The following is a 17,399-nucleotide window of genomic DNA, read 5'->3' on the forward strand; positions in this document are numbered from 1 at the left end:
GTTGACGAACGGATCAGCGTTTCCGGACCGATCGGCGTTTCCGACACGTGCCGTCGGCGGCCGGGAGGCGGACGCGGACGGTGCCGCGGAGGACGTGCGGGGCACCCGCGAGGCGCTCGAACTCGTCGGCGCCCACCCGGGGTCGAGCGGTACGGCGGTCCGGACGGCGGGCGCCGAGGGCCACGACGGCTTCGCGCCGGCGCGTGTGCCGACGCGTGTGCGGGCGCAGCCCCGGGCGCGCGTCCCCGGCTCCCGGGCCCGCGTCTCCGGGCCACGCGTCCCCGGCTCCCGGGCCCCGCGTCACCGGCCCGTGCCCCCGGGCCTCCGCGTCACCGGGCCCCCGGCCGTCGGGGCGCGCCTCGTCCTCAGGCCTCGTGGTAGAAGCCCACGTTGACGCTGCGCGGGCCGGTGCGGTCCGTGACGACGACCTCGCCGTTGCCGCCCCGCGGGAGCTGCACGCTCCCGCCGTAGGCGATGGTCTGGGCGTACTCGCCGACCACCAGGCGGACCTCGGAGGACGGGTCCGGCTGGGAGCCGCGCAACCAGCTGACCTGCCAGACACCCTCGGGGCCGCACCGGAACTCCAGGTGGACCCGGGAGACGAACAGCCATTCCTCGGGCGTGACGAGGCGGCACACGGACTTGTCCCGGCCCACCCGCAGCACGGCGCCCGGCTCGCTGGGCGCGTCGGCCATGAGCATGCCGGCCGTGGCACCCTCTTCCGTTCCGGAGACGGTGGCCATGGTGAGTTCGAGCACGTGCGCTCCTCGAGAGATGTCTGTCCGACGGTGTCCGAACTGTGCGTGCACAGCCGCCGCATACTAAATCGCCCGGCCCCGCCGCGTCCGGCACAATGGACGCATGACCGAGCGAAAGCCACCCGGTGTCCCGTTCGAGTCCTGGGTCGACAAGCAGATCCAGGACGCGGAGCGGCGCGGGGAGTTCGATCATCTCGCGGGCGCGGGAAGGCCGTTGGACCCGGAGCTCGAGGGTTCCTACGACGAACTGTGGTGGGTCAGGCGCAAGATGGCGCGCGAGGGGCTCTCGGTCCTGCCTCCCGCGCTGGCCCTGCGCAAGGAGGCGGAGGACGCCCTCGCCGCGGCGTACGCGGCACCGTCGGAGCGGGCCGTCCGGAAGATCCTCACGGACGTCAACGTCAAGCTCCGCGACATGATGTTCAAGCCGCCGCCCGGCCCCCCGCTGGGCATGAAGCCGTACGACGTCGAAGAGGTCGTACGCCAGTGGCGGGAGCGCCGGGCGGCGGCTGGAAACGGCTAGGAAACGGCCGGAGCCGGAAACGGCCGGAAGGCCGGAGCCGCTACAGGTGCAGCAGCCGGTCCGTCAGCTCGCGGTAGTCCCGCAGGGCCAGCCGGAGCTGCTCGGTGTCGGGGGTCCCGGCGACCGCGCCCTTCCCGCCCTCCCCGTCCTCCGCGAGCTGCCAGGAGCCGCGCAGGGTGCGGCGGCGGCCGTTCACGGCGTCGGTGAAGCGGGCGGCGAGTTCCTCCAGGACCTGGTCGGCCTCCTCGACCGCGTCACGGGGCCGTTCCACGAAGCCGGCGACCGCGTGCCGCATCCGCTCGGAGAGCCTGTCGCACTCGTCGTGCGGAAGCAGCGAGGTGCCGTCGGCGCCGTGGGCGGTGCCGGTGCCCCGGGAGGTGTCGTGGGCACCGTGAGGGGCTCCGGTGCCCCGGGACGGACCGAAGCCGCCGCTGTCCTCGACGGCCCCGGCCGGAACACCGCCGGGCGCCGAGGCGGCATGCGGTTCCCGGCCACCGGTGACCGGGTCCACGAACGGGTCCACGGACGGGTCGGCCGCCGGGCCGGCGGGGTCGGCCGCCGGGTTCGGCGTCCCCGTCCCCCGGCCCGGTCCCTGGCCCTGCTCCGTTCCCGTTCCCGTTTCCCGGCCGTACCCCCGGCTCTCCCCCAGCGGTACGACTCGGGGCTGCTCCTGCTCCTGTGCAGCGCGGCGGTACTCGCCGCCGGATGTCACGTCGGGCATGCCCGTTCACCCCTCCTTGGTCTGGTGCCGGTGGAAGCCCGGCAGGTGGAACCCGGAGCCGCCCTCGTGGTGCGCGGTCCGGCGGTCCTCGGTGGACCGGGTCGTCGGTGTCCGGTGGCGGCCCTCGCCCACCAGCTCGTCGAAGAGGGCGCGGGCCTCGACCATGGCGGCCCGCAGGTCCTCGGTGCCGGGCGCCTCACCGCCCCGCGCTCCGCCGTCCTGGTGGAAGCGGGTGACGTGGTGCACGTGCCGGTAGCCCTGCACGTGGTCGGCGTGGTGCACGGCGAGCGCGGCGACCTGCTCGTCGTACTGCCCGCCGTCCGGGTAGCCGCGGGCGCCGGCGACCTCCGACACGATCCGGTCCGCCTCGGCGACCGCCTCGCGCGGGGAGTCGACGAAGCGCTCCTGCGCGGCGGCCCAGCGGGCCTCGAAACGCTCGCGCTCGGCGGGCTCCAGCGGCCGTTCCCTCAGCCCGCCGTGCCGCTCCACCAAACCGCCGAGTTCCCGCTCGGCGGCCTTGACGTCCCCGCCGTGCCGGGCCACGGCACGGTCGTACTCGGGCCCGAAGCGGCGCTTCAGGCCCCGTCCTCCCTGTGACGACCCTCGGGCCCGTGCGGCCAGGACGGCTGCGACGGCGAGGACGGCCGCCACGATCACGATCAGAGCGATGATCACGCCTGTGGACATGGTTGCCTTCCGGTGTTTCGGCCCCTCGGGCCGGCTTATAATCCGGGTTGCCCGGACCGGGGCGGACAAACGGCACCCATGTCATGCCGGGCGCGCCGGACGCGCCGGACGTACGGCAGACGCCGGCACCCGCGTCGTCCCGGCCCCGCATATCCGGTTGCGCGCCCGGCGGGGGAACTGCCGAGAATGACCGCCATGACTGCCGTGACCTCCTGGACCGTCACCCCGGAACCCGTGGACTCCCCCGTCGCCGTCGCACTGTGGCGGGAGTACTACACCGAGGTCAGCGACCGCTGGTACCTGCTGCACGAGGGCCGGCGGACCGATCCGGCCGAGTTGGAGCGGGAGATCGCCGCCCGCACCGGGGGCGGACTGGCGCCGCCGGGCGGGCGGCTGCTCGTCGCCCGGTACGGCGGTGAGCCGGCCGGGAGCGCGGGCGTACGGCTGCTGGACGCGGCGACGGCGGAGCTGACGCGGGTCTTCGTGCGGCCGGAGGCGCGGGGCAGGGGCGGCGGACCACTGCTCGTCGGGGCCGCCGAGGACGCGGCCCGTGCGCTCGGCGCCGGGCGGATGGTCCTCGACACCCGCGGCGACCTCGTCGAGGCGCGCGCCCTGTACGCCCGGTGCGGCTATCGGGAGGGCGCCCCGCACAACGAGGACCCCTACGCCGAGCACTGGTTCGCCAAGGACCTGACCGGCGGGAGCAGCGGCGGCGGGGGCACGGGCGGCGGGAGCAGCGGCGGCGGCGCGGGCGCCGGCTGAGCCGCGCGCCTCAGCCGAACCGGGTCGCCGGGCGTCCGTCGTGCGGCTGTTCGCGGTCGGAGCCGCACAGTTCGTCGTTCAGCTCCTTCACCAGCTGCGCCAGGTCGGTGGGGCGGTCCGGGCCCCACCAGTCGCCGAGCAGTTCGGCCAGCGACTCCTCACGGGCCCGCGAGAGGCGTTCGGCGGCCTCGCGGCCCTCGTCGGTCAACAGCAGGTCGAGGCCCTCGCGCACGGCGAGCCGACGTTCCTCTGTCTGCCGGGCTGCCTCCAGGACCACGGGCAGCGGGACGGAGCCGCGTTCGGCGAGCCGGCCCGGTTCGACGCTGCCGTGGCGCTTCATCCGCAGCAGCATCCAGCTCGCGGCGGGCAGCAGGTCGTAGCCGGCCCGTTCGGTGATGGTGCGGTAGATCTCGCGGCGGCCCTCGCGGGTGCCGAGGACGGACAGGGCCCGGCAGACCTCGTCGTGCGAGGAGCGCTCGACCGGATTGCTGGCCAGCGTCTCCGTCACGTCCGGCGCGGTGACCGAGGCGCGCAGCGGGTCCTCCTTGAGGAACCAGGCGAGGAGGAAGCCGAGGGCGGCGACCGGGGCGGCGTACAGGAAGACGTCCGTGATGGACGAGGCGTAGGCGTGCAGGACCGGGGGGCGCAGGGCGGCCGGCAGGTCGCCGATGACGCGCGGGTCGGCCTCCAGCGCGTCGAGGGACACGGCGGGCGGGAGGGCGACGCCCCGGAAGGCGTCGGCGAGTTTGTCGCCGAGGCGGGTCGTGAAGATCGTGCCGAAGACGGCGACGCCGAAGGAGGCGCCGATGGAGCGGAAGAACGTCGCGCCGGAGGTGGCGACGCCGAGGTCCTGGTAGGAGACGGCGTTCTGCACGATGAGGACCAGGACCTGCATCACCAGGCCGAGGCCCAGGCCGAAGACGAAGAAGAAGGCGCTCATCTCGGCCGTGGAGCTGTTCTCGTCGAGCCGGTGCAGCAGGAGCAGGCCCACGGTCGTCACGGCGGTGCCGGTGACCGGGAACACCTTCCAGCGGCCGGTGCGGCTGACGATCTGCCCCGACGCCGTCGACGCCAGCAGCAGACCGGCCACCATCGGCAGCATGTGCACGCCGGACAGGGTGGGCGAGACGCCGTGGACGACCTGGAGGAAGGTCGGCAGGTAGGTCATCGCGCCGAACATCGCGAAGCCGATGATGAAGCTGATCACCGCGGACAGCGCGAAGGTGCGGATGCGGAACAGCTTGAGCGGCAGGACGGGTTCCGCGGCCCTGCGTTCCACGGCCACGAACGCGACGGCCAGGACGACGCCGAGCACCGCGAGTCCGATGATCTGCGGCGAGCCCCAGCCCCAGGTGGTGCCGCCCAGGGAGGCCACCAGCACCAGGGCGGTGGCGACCGAGGCGATGAGGAAGGTGCCGAGGTAGTCGATGACGTGCCGCGTCGCCCTGCGCGGGATGTGCAGGACGGCCGCGATGACGCCGAGCGCGACGACACCGAGCGGGAGGTTGACGTAGAAGACCCAGCGCCAGCTCAGGTGCTCGGTGAAGAGGCCGCCCAGGAGGGGGCCGAGGACGCTGGTCGTGCCGAAGACGGCGCCGAACAGGCCCTGGTAGCGGCCGCGTTCACGCGGCGGGACGATGTCGCCGACGATCGCCATCGACAGCACGATCAGGCCGCCGCCGCCCAGGCCCTGCAGCGCGCGGAAGCCGATGAGCTGCGGCATGTTCTGCGCCGTCCCGCACAGCGCGGAGCCGATCAGGAAGATCACGATGGCGGTCTGGAACAGCCTCTTGCGCCCGTACTGGTCGCCCAGCTTGCCCCACAGCGGGGTCGCGGCGGTCGACGCCAGCAGATAGGCCGTGACCACCCAGGAGAGGTGGTCCAGGCCCCCCAGGTCGCTGACGATCGTGGGCAGCGCCGTCGACACGATCGTCTGGTCGAGGGCGGCGAGCAGCATGCCGAGCAGCAGCGCGCCGATCGACACGAGGACGTTGCCGGGCACGTGCTCCTGGCGGGGATCCTCCGTCAGGGCCTGCGCGTCCAAGGCCATGGATGCCTCCTGGGGCTTGCGTGGACCCTCCCATCGTGATCGGTGTGTCCCGTTATGGCCTGTCGAGTCCCCCCGGAATCTCTCGTTCCGGGGGTGGCGGGCAGTCGGTTGTGCGGAAGATCTGCATAATCCTTGGAGTTTCCATGGGGAGGGGCGAACGGGTGAACGATCCGAGGGACGGGCAGGGGCGGCCGGGGGAACCGGCGCACCCCCGGCGGCACGGGCATCCGTGTCCGCGGTGCGGCGCGCTCCGAGCGGCGGACAACACCCCGTCCTGCGCCTGCGCGCGGCAGGCCTCCGACGCCCTGCGCGACACCCGCGAGGCGGAAGCGGCGGCGGCGGAGGACTTCGATCCGCTGCGGATACGGCCGTACGTGGAACTCGGCCGGACGGCCGGAGCCGGAGCCGGGTCCGACGCCGGCCCGGGGGCCGGGGAGGGAGGCCGGGAGGCGGCGGCCGGCGACGTGACGATGCCGTTGCCGACGGCCTCCGCGCCCGACGCGGCCGGCACGGCCGCCGTGTCCGACGCGACCATGCCCCTGCGGGCCGTCCCCCCGTCCGCCGCGGCTCCCGTGCCGACCCCGCTCGCGCCGTCCGGCTCCGCGCCCAGCGACACCGACCTGAGCCTGTTCGAGGCGGGCCGGGAGGCCGGGGACGGCCCGTACGACGACGGGGCCCCGCGCGGACGCCGGCGCCGTACGCTGCTGATCGCGTCCGCCGGTGCCGCCGCCGTCGTGATCGCCGCGGCCGGGTTCGCGAGCGGGATGTTCTCCTACGAGCCGCCGACCCGGGACCAGGCCGCCCCCGAGGGGGTCCGGGCGGCCGTTCCCGACGCCTCGACCAGCGCGCCCCCGGCGGCGTCGCCGTCCGCGAGCCGCTCCGCGTCGCCCTCGGCGTCGAGCGCCTCGCCGTCGCCGTCCGAGAGCGCGAGCGCGTCGCCCTCCCCGACCGAGTCGAGCGCCTCCCCGTCGCCCTCCCGCACCGCCGGGCCGAGCCCGAGCCCGTCGGCCAGCCAGGCCACGCCGTCCCTGGCACCGGGGGACGGGGCCGACGGCGACAGCGGCGAAGCGGCCGTCCTGCGCCGCGGGGACCGGGGGCCGGAGGTGACCGAACTCCAGCTGCGGCTGCGGCAGGTGTACCTCTACAACGACGACGCGACCGGGGTGTTCAACGGCCGGGTCGAGGACGCGCTGCGCACCTACCAGTGGTCACGGGGCGTCCAGGACGACGAACTGGGCACGTACGGGGCGGCGACGCGGGCACGGCTGGAGTCGGAGACGAAGGAGCCCTGAGGGCCCGTCACCACCGTCCCGCCGTCCCGCCGTCCACCCGGGGGCGGCGGGCTTCCCGGCGTCCGGTGCGTGCCCCGCCGTGCCGGGCCCCGATCCTCGTACCGGGCGCACCCGGGCGGCACGCGACGCGGCGGTTCCCGCACGTCGGCACCGGAGGACGGCGGCCGCCCCGCAACGGCCGGAGGTCCCCTCCCGGGGCCCGGTGCGGCGAGCGGGGCCCCTTGGGGGGAGCACGCGGGGGCGCCGCGGGGCGGGCGGGAAGGTGACGGCAAGGCCCACGGGGCCGCGCCGGCCGCGGGCGGAGCGGCGGGGCCGCGCCGGCGGACCGGGGTCCGCCCGGCTCACCCCACGTGGATCCGCACCTCGGCCCCGGCCCGCTCCACCCGCACGTCCGTCAGGTCCCGCACCACCGCGTCCGGCCGGTGCGCGACCGCCCGCGGTCCGACCCCCACGACGCGCATGCCCGCGGCGCGCCCCGCCGCGATCCCCGCCCCGGAGTCCTCGAACACCACGCACCGAGCCGGGTCCACGCCCAGCTCGGCCGCGCCCTTCAGGAAGCCCTCGGGGTCCGGCTTGCTCGCGCCGACCGATTCCGCGGTGACGCGGACCCGCGGGAGGGGCAGGCCCGCCGCGGCCATGCGCGCCGTCGACAGGGGGACGTCCGCCGAGGTGACCAGGGCGTGCGGGACACCGCGCAGGGAGGCGAGGAAGCCGGGGGCGCCGGGGACCGGGACGACGCCGTCCAGGTCGGCGGTCTCCTCCGCGAGCATCCGGGCGTTGTCGGCGAGGTTCTGCTCCATGGGGCGGTGGGGCAGCAGGACGGCCATCGACGCGTACCCCTGGCGGCCGTGGACGACCCTCATGACCTCGTCGCCGTCCAGCCCGTGCCGCTCGGCCCAGCGCCGCCAGACCCGTTCCACGACGGCGTCCGAGTTCACGAGGGTGCCGTCCATGTCGAGGAGGAGGGCGCGGGCGGTCAGGACGGTGGTGGACACGGCGGCCTGCATCGGCGACTCCCAGTGCGAACGGGCACGTGCGCGGGCACGCGGAAGACAAGGCGGCCCCGCCCGCCGGTCAGGGAGAACGGACGGGAGCCACTTTGTTTTCCCACGGTACAAAACAGGGGAGCCATTGCGCCAGCCGCCCCGGGAAGGTTCACCGTCCGTTCAGCCGCGTTCGGTCCCCTTCGGCTCCGCGCGGGGCTCAGGCGGTGGCCGCCTCCCACAGGCTCCACACGCCGAGACCCAGCATCAGCGTCGCCGCGATCCTGGTGATCAGCTTCAGCGGCACCCGCTTCATCAGGGCCTTTCCGCCGACGATGCCGAGTCCGGCCACCGACCACAGCGCCAGCACCGCGCCGAGACCGACGGAGAGCGGGTCGTCGTAGCGGGCGGCGAGGTTGGCCGTCATGATCTGCGTCAGGTCGCCGAACTCGGCGACGAGGATGAGCATGAAACCGGCGCCCGAGACCTTCCAGAAGGACTGGTCCCTGGGCTTGCGGATCTCCTCGTCGTCCTCGTGCTTGCTCCTCAGCAGGACGGCCGCGCCACCCAGGAACAGCACACCGGTGACGACCTGCACGGCCTGCTGCGGCAGGAGGGTCAGCACGCTGCCGGCCGCGACGGCGAGCGTGACGTGCAGCGCGAAGGCCGCGGCGACACCGGCGAAGACGTACGAGGCGCGGTAGCGGGTGCCGAGGACGAGGCCGGCGAGGGCGGTCTTGTCCGGCAGTTCGGCGAGGAAGACGACGCCGAAGACGAGCGCCGTCACGGTCAGGCTGATCAAGGGTCCTCAATCGGTCGGGGGCCGCCCCGCCGAGAGTGCTGCTTCCTTCGCGCAGGACGCCTCGGCACGGCAGCACACGGATGCCCCGTGCCGTACGGCACGGGGGTGCACTGCTTGCCGAAGGTCTCGCTGGCCGACCGCGCGACGGTCCGCCTCCGGGCGCCGGCTCAGACGAGCTGAGCAGTATGTCGACGGTCCGGCGAAGAGCTACTCCCCTTCTGCGCCGTCCATACTACGCGACCGCCGCACCGGCCCCCGGTCCCGGAACCGCGCGACCGCCGCACCCGCCCCCGGGCGCCCGGACCGCGCGCCCTCCGCGACGCCCCGGCGACGCCCTCCGCGCCGGCCCCCGGATCCGGACCGCCGGGACGAAAGTCCCGCCGCACCTCTTGTTGTGTCATGCACACGTCACTAGCTTCTTACCGCGCACACACCTCCCCGCAATGCGGCCCCGCGAGCATTCCCTCGCTCGCACCGCAACACCCCCACCCCTCAAGGGAGTTCGCATGTCACGCATGTCGAAGGTCTACGCGCGTCGACGGGTCAGCATACTCGCGGCGCTCACCGGACTGACAGCCTCCGTCGCCCTGTTCAACTCCCCGAGCGCCTCCGCCGCCCTCCCCACCCCGGTCAGCGCCGCCACCGCCCGCACCTACCTCGCCTCGCTCCCCGTGGCGGCCGAGGACCGCACCGGCTACAACCGCGACCTGTTCCCGCACTGGATCACCCAGTCCGGCACCTGCAACACCCGCGAGGTCGTCCTCAAGCGCGACGGCACGAACGTCGTCCAGGACTCCGCCTGCGCCGCCACCAGCGGCAGCTGGTACTCCGTGTACGACGGCGCCACCTGGACCGCCGCCTCCGACCTCGACATCGACCACCTGGTGCCGCTCGCCGAGGCCTGGGACTCCGGCGCCGACGGCTGGACCACCTCCCGCCGCCAGGCCTTCGCCAACGACCTCACCCGCCCGCAGCTCATCGCGGTCACCGACAACGTCAACCAGGCCAAGGGCGACCAGGACCCCGCCACCTGGATGCCCTCGCGCACGGCCTACCGCTGCACGTACGTCCGCGCCTGGGTGCAGGTGAAGTACTACTACGGACTCTCCGTGGACTCCGCCGAGAAGAGCGCCCTCACCAACTACCTGGCGAGCTGCTGATCCGGAAATCCGTGCGGAAATCTCGCCGTCCGCCTCCGTCGTTCCGTACCGTACGGGACGACGGAGGAGGCGATCACGTGGCCGAACTGCGGCTGGGACCCCTGCTGAGATACGCCGACGGTTCGTCCGCGACGGTCTGGATCGAGGCGAGCCGCCCGTGCTCCGCCGAGGTGCGGTGCGCGGACGGCTCCGGCGGTGCGGCCCGCACCTTCCAGGTGGCGGGCCACCACTACGCCCTGATCCCGGTCACCGGCCTCGCGCCGGGCACGACCACGCCGTACGAGGTGTTCCTCGACGACGCGCGCGTGTGGCCGCCCCCCGACTCGCGCTTCCCGCCCTCGGCCATCCGCACCCCGGCCGACGGCGCGGACGTGACGGTGGCCTTCGGGTCCTGCCGGTGGGCGTCGCCCCCGACCGGCGAGCACGACCCGGTGGGCCCCGACGCCCTGGACGGCCTGGCCGAGCGGATCGCCGCCGACCCGGAGGGCGAGCGGCCCGACGTCCTGCTGCTGCTCGGCGACCAGGTGTACGCCGACGAGACCTCGGACGCGACCAGGAAGCGCATCGCGGCCCGCCGCGACCCGGACGAGCCGCCGGGCGGCGAGGTCGCCGACTACGAGGAGTACACCTGGCTGTACGACGAGTCCTGGCGCGACCCCGAGGTCCGCTGGCTGCTGTCCACCGTGCCCAGCTGCATGATCTTCGACGACCACGACGTCATCGACGACTGGAACACCTCCGCCGCGTGGGTGGCCGACATGCGGGCCACCGACTGGTGGCGCGACCGGATCCTGAGCGGTCTGATGTCGTACTGGGTGTACCAGCACCTCGGGAACCTCTCCCCCGCCGCCCTGGCCGCCGACCCCCTCTACGCGGCCGTACGGGACACCTCCGACGCCACCGGCCTCGTGCGCGACTTCGCCCGCCGGGCCGACGGCGAGCCCGCCTCCGTGCGCTGGAGCTACCGGCGCGACTTCGGACGGGTGCGGCTGCTGATGGTGGACTCGCGGGCCGCCCGGGTCCTGGAGGAGGACGAGCGCTCGATGCTCGACCCGGGCGAGGCGGCCTGGGTGCGCGAACAGGCCCTGGACGCGCCGGGGTCGTACGACCACCTCCTGGTGGGCACCTCGCTGCCCTGGCTGCTGCCGCACCTGGTGCACGACGCGGAGACCTGGAACGCGGCCCTGTGCCGGGGCGAACGCGGTCCGCGCTGGGCGCGGTTCGGGGAGAAGGTGCGGCGGGCGGCGGACCTGGAGCACTGGGCGGCGTTCCCGGAGTCCTTCGCCGAGCTGACCCGGCTGCTGGCCGAGGCGGGGACGGGACCGCAGGCACCGGCGAGCGTTCTCGTGCTGTCCGGGGACGTGCACCACGCCTACGTGGCCGAGACGCGCTGGCCCGGCGACGCGCCCGACGCGCGGGTGCTGCAACTGACCTGCTCGCCGGTCCACAACTCCATCCCCCGGTCGATGAGGGTGGGTTTCCGCTTCGGCTGGAGCGCCCTCGCCCGCGGGATCGGGCGCCGCTTCCGGCGGCACGGGCGCTCCCCGCGGCCGCCCGTGGACTGGCGCAAGACCGGTGGGCCCTGGTTCGGCAACCAGCTGATGACGCTGACGCTGCGCGGACGTTCGGCCCGGCTGCGGCTGGAACAGGCCCGCGAGGGCGCCGGGCTCACCGTGGTGACGGAGTCCGAACTGACCTCCCGGTAAGGGTCCGTTCCCGCCACCGGCCGCCGCCCTGCGGCACCGGCCGGCACCGCGTCCCCGGCCGCCGCCGTGCGGCACCGGCCGGGGACGGGGCGCTGGCGTGATCCCGACCATGGCTAAATGTTGAACTTGCAAGCATTGGTGAGGTCCGCCTAGCGTGGGCCGCTCGTTCGGTACCGCCCTCCCCACGCGGCCCGCCCGCCCCACGGCGAGCCGCACGTCCGAAACCGAAGGAGTAACCCCCCATGTCCGCTCGTCTCGACAGCGCACAGCCCTACGCGATCGGCCTGTTCCGCATCGTCGTCGGACTGCTCTTCGCCTGCCACGGCGCCGCCTCGCTCTTCGGCGTCCTCGGCGGAGCGGTCGGCACCGACGGCGGCACCATCGACGCCGGCACCTGGCCCGGCTGGTACGCGGCCGTGATCCAGCTGGTCTGCGGCGGCCTGGTGCTGCTCGGCCTCGGCACCCGGGCCGCCGCCTTCCTCGCCTCGGGCTCGATGGCGTACGCGTACTTCGACGTCCACCAGTCGGAGGCGCTGTGGCCGATACAGAACGGCGGCGAGGCCTCCGCCATGTTCTGCTGGGCCTTCCTGCTCCTGGTGTTCACCGGCTCCGGCGCGTTCGGCCTGGACCGGCTGTTCGCCCGGCGCACGGCGGCGGGCCGGGAGCCGGCCACCGAGCAGGCCGCCGTCGCGGCCTGACCCGACGGCACCCCGGTCCCGGGCGTTCTCCCCCACCGTCGCGGGGAGGACGCCCGGGGCGCGAACGGACCGCACTCGTGTGAACACGCCGTGGTGAACACACGAGCCCCCCGTGAAGCTCCTGTCACCCCTCGGGCGTACGCTGTATGGCTGTCATTGGCCGCACCTGCCGCTCCCCCGCGACACAGCGGCACGGTTCGGCCGCACGGGGGAGACGACGGGGAGTTTCGCGTGTTCGAAAGTGTGGGGGCGTTGATCGGCGCCCCATGGATCTACGTGCTGGTAGCCTTGTCGGTCCTTCTTGACGTGTTCCTGCCGGTGCTGCCGAGCGGCGTGCTCGTCATCACGGCGGCGACGGCCGCGGCCGCGGGATCGGGGGCGGCGACCGGACGGCTGCCGCACGAGGTGCCCGACATCCTCGCGCTGGTCCTCTCCGCGGCGACCGCCTCCGTCCTCGGCGACCTGGCCGCCTACCGTCTCGCCCGGCGCGGCGGGGCCCGGCTGGACCGCGCGATCTCCCGTTCCCGGCGGCTGACCACCGCGCAGGAACGGCTGGGCCGGGCCCTCGCCGAGGGCGGCGGCGCGCTCGTCGTCCTGGCCCGGTTCGCACCGGCCGGCCGGTCCGTCGTCTCGCTCATCGCGGGCGCCGCGCAGCGCCGCGTCCGCGACTTCCTGCCCTGGTCCGCCCTGGCCGGCCTCTCCTGGGCCGCGTACAGCGTCGCCCTCGGTTACTTCGGCGCGCACTGGCTCGGGGCGACCTGGCTGGCGGCGGGGGTGTCCTTCCTGGCCCTGTGCGCCGCGGGCTCGGGAGCGGCGTACCTGATGCGCCGACGGCCGGCGTGACCGCCGGGCCTCGTCCCCGCACGTCCGGCCGCCGCAGGGCCTTGCCCCCGGCGTCCGGTCACCGGCGGGAGGGCCCGCCTGAGGACGGCCCGCGCCCGCGTCAAGAGGCGGCACCCCGGGCGTACCGGGTGGCCGTGTCCCCGCACGGGAGCACCGGCCGTCCCGCGGCCGCCTCGCCCGGCGGTGGCGCGGACGGGCACCGAGGTCCGCGGCCGAGCGGGGCCGGGAGGGGAGGCGGCCGCCGGGTGCCGGGTCGCACGAGCCGCCCGGCGGGGCGGCCACACCCGCGCGGCCGCCCTCGGCCCAGCAGCGGGGCCGCCGTGGGCGGGCGCGGCCCGCGAGGTCACCCCCCGCCCGGCGCGGCCGTGCGGGGCACGGCTCCGCGCACCTCCAGTCCGGCCAGCAGGTCCGCCGTGGCCTCGGCCACGGCCTCCACCGCCCGCTCGAACACCTCCCGGTTGTGCGCGGCCGGCGCCCGGAAGCCGGACACCTTCCGCACGTACTGGAGGGCGGCGGCCCGGATCTCGTCCTGCGTGGCCTCCTCGGGCAGCGCGGGCGGACGAAGCGTCTTGATGCTGCGGCACATGCCCCCAGTCTCACTCCCCGCGACCCTCTCCGTCGCCCCTTTCCCCATCCCCGGGACCCTGCCATGATCGCCTCAGAGGCGGCCACCGGATCCGGGGCCGACCGACGAGAGGAACAGCAACACCATGACGAACGAGCTCACCCTGGCGGTCCTCGGCCCCGGCGGCGTCGGCGGTCTGCTCGCCGGACTCCTGTCCCGCGCCGGCCACCGCGTGGTCTGCCTGTCCGGCGAGGACACGGCGGCCCGTCTGCGCGCCGACGGGGTGCGCGTGCGCAGCGCGCGGTTCGGCGACTTCACCGCCCCCGTCGCCGCGGACACCGTGCTCCGCGCCCCCGTCGACGCCGTCCTGATCGCCGTCAAGCACACCGCTCTCGACGCGGCGCTGGCCCGGGTCCCGGCCGCCGCCGTCGGCGACGCCCTCCTCGTGCCGTTCCTCAACGGGGTCGAGCACCCGGCGTTCCTGCGCGCCCGGTACGGTCCGGAGTCCGTCGCCCCGGCCGTCGTCCGCGTCGAGTCCACGCGCGTCGCCGCGGGCGTGATCGAGCACGCCAGCCCCTTCGCGGAGATCGACCTCGCCGGTGACCTGGTCCCCCGCCCGCGCCTCGACGGTCTCGCGCGGGCGCTGACGGAGGCCGGCCCGACGACCCGGGTCCTGCCGGACGAGACGGCCGCGCTGTGGGCGAAGATGGCGTTCCTCGCCCCCTTCGCCCTCCTCACCACCCGCCACGCGCTGCCCCTCGGCGAGGTCAGGACGCGCCACCGCGAGGACCTGACCGCCCTGGTCGCGGAGACGGCCGCGGTGAGCCGCGCCTGCGGCGCCCCCGCCGACCCGGCGGCGGCGCTCGCCCGCTACGACGCCTTCCCCCCGGCCACCAGGTCGTCCATGCAGCGCGACGCGGAGGCCGGCCGCCCCCTGGAACTGGACGCGATCGGCGGGGCGTTGCTCCGCGCGGCCGAGCGGCACGGGGTGCCGGTACCGGTGGCGGCGCGCCTGGTGCGGGAGTTGCGGGAGGCGGGTCACTGACCCCGTTCGACACACCGGTCGTGGGACGTGATCCAGTGCCCCTCGGGGTACTCGAAGCCGAACCGGCCGAGCAGGGTGAACCACGCCCTGCGGCACACCCTGTTGGAGGCGGGGTGGTCCACGGCCGGGAAGGCGTGCAGGGTCCCGGGTCCACCGGTGTCCCGCGTGTCCTGCCGGACGGCCTCGACGACCGCGCGGGCCGCCCGCGCGGCCGGTCCCCGCCCCTGCAACTCGGGCAGCCTCCCCATCCCGTCTCCCAGACCGGTTCACCCCGCCAGGTCCGCTCCCGGTAGCCGATCGAGCCGACGGTCCCGCCGCTCCCGGCCGGCACGACCCGGTACATCCGACCCGACTCCAGCTCCGGATACCGTCGGTGACGTTCGGTCAGTTTCGCCGCCGGCTCGGGACCGCCCAGGTGGCCGGTCTTCTCCGGGCTGTTGTTGCGCTCCAGCAGCCAGAAGTCGCCCTCTGCCCAGGGCACCGACCGCACGTGTTCCCCACCGGTGTCCTCCATGCCGCCACCGTGGGACAGGGGTCTGACAGCGCCCCTCCGTTCATTCGTACGGATGAACCACCCCGGGAAACTCGCGATTCAAAATCGAACAGACGTACCATTGCCGCGTGGCTACCACCTATGACTTTCCCAGTGACCTGCGCGCCGGTCAGGAGGAGCTGCATCAGGTCCGGACCGAGCTGTCGGCCCTGCTGAAGCGGCTGCCCTGGTCGGTCGAGCCGCTGGACGGCTTCAGCGACGACGGCGGCTGGCGCAAGGTGGAGCGCCCCGCCTCCCCCGGCTGGACGGCCGACGAGCAGGCTGAGGTGGAGAAGCTCCGCCGGCGCGAGCACGAGCTGGCCGTGTTCGTGTCCGGCCACCGCTTCTGGGCGGAGGTGGCCGCCGCCGACCGCGTGGAGGCCCGCATGCGCCTCAAGCACGCCCACGAGGCCCCGCCCGACGAGGAGAGCCGGCAGTGAACCGCCCCCGACGCGCGAGAGGGTCCCCGGGACGTGCCGGGGACCCTCTCGCACTGCCTGGTGGGCGCGGACGGTTTCGAACCGCCGACATCCTGCTTGTAAGGCAGGCGCTCTACCCCTGAGCTACGCACCCAGGACGAGTGGACAGCCTACATGGCCCGACGCCGTGCCTCCTACAGGGCGACGCCCCGCGCCGGGGAGGGGAAAGTCACCGCGGGGAAGCGAACCGATCGCCCCGTGTGTTCGTCATCAACCGGTGGGAGAATGACTCCGGGCAGGGCGGATCACAGCACGGGAGAGGGATGTGACGGCGACACCAGCACAGCCGTACTCGCCGTCGGTGCCGCACGCGCGTCCGCGTCCGCGTCCGCGTGAGCGTACGCGCGCACGTCCGCGGGTGCTCGGCGACGCCCTCGCGCTCGCCGCCCTCCCCCTCGTCGCCGCCCTCCTGCTGCCCGCCGCGTTCGCCGGGGGCGGCACCCGCCGCTGGTTCGGCGGACGGGCGGAGGGCCAGCGGGCGGAGGCCCAGGCCGCGAAGGACGCCGCGGCGGCCGCGTTCTACGAACTGGACACCGCCCAGCGGGATCTGCGGATCTCGATCGAGACGATCACGGCGGTCGACGCCTCGCCGGCCGCCCGGCGCGCGGTGGCCGACTTCGAGGCCCTCGGCCGGCGCATCGACGAGGCCAGCCACCGGTACATCCAGGCCGTCGACGCCCACGACCTGGACCGGGACGACCTGGAGGCCGCCACCGCCACGCGGGCGCGCGGCGAGCTGACCCGCGCGAAGGACGAACTGGTCCGCGTCAAGGGCGAACTGGACCGCTTCGCCGACGGTCTCGGACCGCTGCTGGACACGGCGGAGGCCCAGCTGGCCCGGCTGGCGCCCGCCGTGGAGCGGGCCCGCCAGAGCCTGCTGGCCGCGTCGAACGCGCTGGACGCCGTCCGGGAGACGGGGCTGAGGGCGGACGACCTCGCCGCCCGGCTGGCCGCGCTCGCCCCGGAGCTGACCAGGCTGAACCAGGGCGCCGGGCAGCACGGCGTGCCGGGCACCCTGGAGCGCGCCGAGCGGGTCTCCCGCGAGGCCGGGGCGGTCCGGGCGGAGGCGGAGCGGCTGCCGGAGAAGGCCGCCGAGATCGACCACCGGCTGGTGTCCCTGCGGACGCGCGCGCAGGCGCTGACGACCCGGTCGGGGCAGGTCGAGCCGATCCTGAGCGAGCTGCGCCGGCGTTTCACGGCGGCCTGCTGGCAGGACCTCCAGCACGTCCCCGGCCAGTCCGTGGAGCACGTCCGGCAGGCGGAGGCCAGGCTCGCCGAGGCGCAGAGCGCGCGCGACGCCCAGCGCTGGCCGGACGCCACCGCGCTGCTGTCGACGGCGCGGGCCCTGCTGAACTCCACCGACGAGGCCGTCTCGGCCGCCGGTGACCGGCTGACCAGGCTGAACGCCGTGCAGAAGGACCCGCGGCAGGAGATCGAGCGGACCCGCTTCGCGATCCGGGACGCGCAGCGGCTGGCGATGACCGGACGCCACACCCCGGACCCGCGGGACGCGCGGCCGCTGGACGAGGCGGTGGCCCGGCTGGAGCGGGCGATCGCCACGCTGGAGGGCCGGCACCCGGACTACTGGCACTTTTTGACGGAGACGGAGGCCGTGCGGCACACGGTGTCCGACGTGGTGACCCGGATCCGCGAGGACCGCGGCGCCGGGCACTGAGACCGGCCCGCCCCTCGACCGCCCGCCACCTGCCGCCCGGTCCGCCCGGCACCGTCGGCGTTGCCGTCGGCGCGCGTCGGGCGGATATTGGAGGTGCGTACGACTCGGCTCGCGCAACGCT

General features: G+C 74.9%; 18 protein-coding genes and 1 tRNA gene. 10 read left to right on the plus strand and 9 right to left on the minus strand.

Annotation, left to right across the window (positions count from 1 at the left end; all coding sequences use genetic code 11):
* Positions 1–365: 365 nt before the first annotated feature.
* Positions 366–758: a hypothetical protein gene (locus ACF09K_RS04785; RefSeq protein ID WP_392241070.1), complete on the minus strand. Its 393-nt coding sequence runs from the start codon at positions 756–758 to the stop codon at positions 366–368.
* A 103-nt stretch (positions 759–861) separates the two neighbouring features.
* On the opposite strand from ACF09K_RS04785, the gene ACF09K_RS04790 reads away from it, so the two are divergent.
* The gene (locus ACF09K_RS04790) at positions 862–1,278 is read left to right on the plus strand and encodes a DUF1992 domain-containing protein (protein ID WP_392241071.1); all 417 of its coding nucleotides are present in this window, start codon (positions 862–864) and stop codon (positions 1,276–1,278) included.
* A 40-nt stretch (positions 1,279–1,318) separates the two neighbouring features.
* Here ACF09K_RS04790 and ACF09K_RS04795 read toward each other — a convergent pair whose 3' ends face one another.
* Positions 1,319–1,999, minus strand: a complete 681-nt coding sequence (locus tag ACF09K_RS04795) for a hypothetical protein (protein WP_392241072.1) — start codon at positions 1,997–1,999, stop codon at positions 1,319–1,321.
* Positions 2,000–2,005: 6 nt separating this feature from the next.
* Complete coding sequence (locus tag ACF09K_RS04800; RefSeq protein WP_392241073.1) at positions 2,006–2,686, minus strand: hypothetical protein; 681 nt, start codon at positions 2,684–2,686, stop codon at positions 2,006–2,008.
* A gap of 195 nt (positions 2,687–2,881) precedes the next feature.
* Here ACF09K_RS04800 and ACF09K_RS04805 point away from each other — a divergent pair, with 195 nt between their 5' ends.
* Positions 2,882–3,448: a GNAT family N-acetyltransferase gene (locus ACF09K_RS04805; RefSeq protein ID WP_392241074.1), complete on the plus strand. Its 567-nt coding sequence runs from the start codon at positions 2,882–2,884 to the stop codon at positions 3,446–3,448.
* 10 nt (positions 3,449–3,458) lie between these two features.
* Here ACF09K_RS04805 and ACF09K_RS04810 read toward each other — a convergent pair whose 3' ends face one another.
* Positions 3,459–5,498, minus strand: a complete 2,040-nt coding sequence (locus ACF09K_RS04810) for a DHA2 family efflux MFS transporter permease subunit (protein WP_392241075.1) — start codon at positions 5,496–5,498, stop codon at positions 3,459–3,461.
* A 161-nt stretch (positions 5,499–5,659) separates the two neighbouring features.
* On the opposite strand from ACF09K_RS04810, the gene ACF09K_RS04815 reads away from it, so the two are divergent.
* The gene (locus ACF09K_RS04815) at positions 5,660–6,790 is read left to right on the plus strand and encodes a peptidoglycan-binding protein (RefSeq protein WP_392241076.1); all 1,131 of its coding nucleotides are present in this window, start codon (positions 5,660–5,662) and stop codon (positions 6,788–6,790) included.
* Positions 6,791–7,131: 341 nt separating this feature from the next.
* Here ACF09K_RS04815 and ACF09K_RS04820 read toward each other — a convergent pair whose 3' ends face one another.
* Entirely contained in the window at positions 7,132–7,797 is a 666-nt protein-coding gene (locus tag ACF09K_RS04820) for an HAD-IA family hydrolase (RefSeq protein ID WP_392241077.1), read from the minus strand.
* 196 nt (positions 7,798–7,993) lie between these two features.
* Positions 7,994–8,575, minus strand: coding sequence for a TMEM165/GDT1 family protein (locus ACF09K_RS04825; RefSeq protein WP_392241078.1), 582 nt, complete (start codon positions 8,573–8,575; stop codon positions 7,994–7,996).
* Positions 8,576–9,090: 515 nt separating this feature from the next.
* Here ACF09K_RS04825 and ACF09K_RS04830 point away from each other — a divergent pair.
* The 4 genes from ACF09K_RS04830 to ACF09K_RS04845 all read left to right on the plus strand — a co-directional run bounded on the left by ACF09K_RS04830 (position 9,091) and on the right by ACF09K_RS04845 (position 12,982).
* On the plus strand, positions 9,091–9,735 hold the full coding sequence (locus ACF09K_RS04830; protein WP_392241626.1) for an HNH endonuclease family protein: 645 nt from the start codon (positions 9,091–9,093) through the stop codon (positions 9,733–9,735).
* Positions 9,736–9,812: 77 nt separating this feature from the next.
* Positions 9,813–11,441 (plus strand): alkaline phosphatase D family protein, encoded by a 1,629-nt coding sequence (locus ACF09K_RS04835; protein WP_392241079.1) that lies wholly within the window; start codon positions 9,813–9,815, stop codon positions 11,439–11,441.
* 242 nt (positions 11,442–11,683) lie between these two features.
* Positions 11,684–12,139, plus strand: a complete 456-nt coding sequence (locus tag ACF09K_RS04840) for a DoxX family protein (protein ID WP_392241080.1) — start codon at positions 11,684–11,686, stop codon at positions 12,137–12,139.
* 231 nt (positions 12,140–12,370) lie between these two features.
* Positions 12,371–12,982 carry a DedA family protein gene (locus tag ACF09K_RS04845; RefSeq protein WP_392241081.1) on the plus strand — a complete coding sequence of 204 codons (612 nt, stop codon included), beginning with the start codon at positions 12,371–12,373 and terminating at the stop codon, positions 12,980–12,982.
* Positions 12,983–13,325: 343 nt separating this feature from the next.
* On the opposite strand, the gene ACF09K_RS04850 is transcribed toward ACF09K_RS04845, so the two are convergent.
* Positions 13,326–13,568 (minus strand): DUF2277 domain-containing protein, encoded by a 243-nt coding sequence (locus ACF09K_RS04850; RefSeq protein ID WP_392241082.1) that lies wholly within the window; start codon positions 13,566–13,568, stop codon positions 13,326–13,328.
* Positions 13,569–13,692: 124 nt separating this feature from the next.
* Between ACF09K_RS04850 and ACF09K_RS04855 the strand changes: the two genes are divergently transcribed.
* Complete coding sequence (locus ACF09K_RS04855) at positions 13,693–14,592, plus strand: ketopantoate reductase family protein (RefSeq protein ID WP_392241083.1); 900 nt, start codon at positions 13,693–13,695, stop codon at positions 14,590–14,592.
* Here ACF09K_RS04855 and ACF09K_RS04860 read toward each other — a convergent pair.
* Entirely contained in the window at positions 14,586–14,840 is a 255-nt protein-coding gene (locus ACF09K_RS04860) for a hypothetical protein (protein WP_392241084.1), read from the minus strand. The genes ACF09K_RS04855 and ACF09K_RS04860 overlap by 7 nt on opposite strands.
* A gap of 373 nt (positions 14,841–15,213) precedes the next feature.
* On the opposite strand from ACF09K_RS04860, the gene ACF09K_RS04865 reads away from it, so the two are divergent.
* Positions 15,214–15,564, plus strand: a complete 351-nt coding sequence (locus tag ACF09K_RS04865) for a hypothetical protein (RefSeq protein WP_392241085.1) — start codon at positions 15,214–15,216, stop codon at positions 15,562–15,564.
* A 58-nt stretch (positions 15,565–15,622) separates the two neighbouring features.
* Here the strand turns inward: ACF09K_RS04865 and ACF09K_RS04870 are convergent.
* Positions 15,623–15,697 (minus strand) — tRNA-Val (locus ACF09K_RS04870).
* Positions 15,698–15,868: 171 nt separating this feature from the next.
* On the opposite strand from ACF09K_RS04870, the gene ACF09K_RS04875 reads away from it, so the two are divergent.
* Complete coding sequence (locus ACF09K_RS04875; protein ID WP_392241086.1) at positions 15,869–17,278, plus strand: hypothetical protein; 1,410 nt, start codon at positions 15,869–15,871, stop codon at positions 17,276–17,278.
* The last annotated feature ends 121 nt before the right edge of the window (positions 17,279–17,399 follow it).

The organism is Streptomyces sp. NPDC014882 (genome assembly GCF_043081325.1).
Classification (GTDB): Bacteria; Actinomycetota; Actinomycetes; order Streptomycetales; family Streptomycetaceae; genus Streptomyces.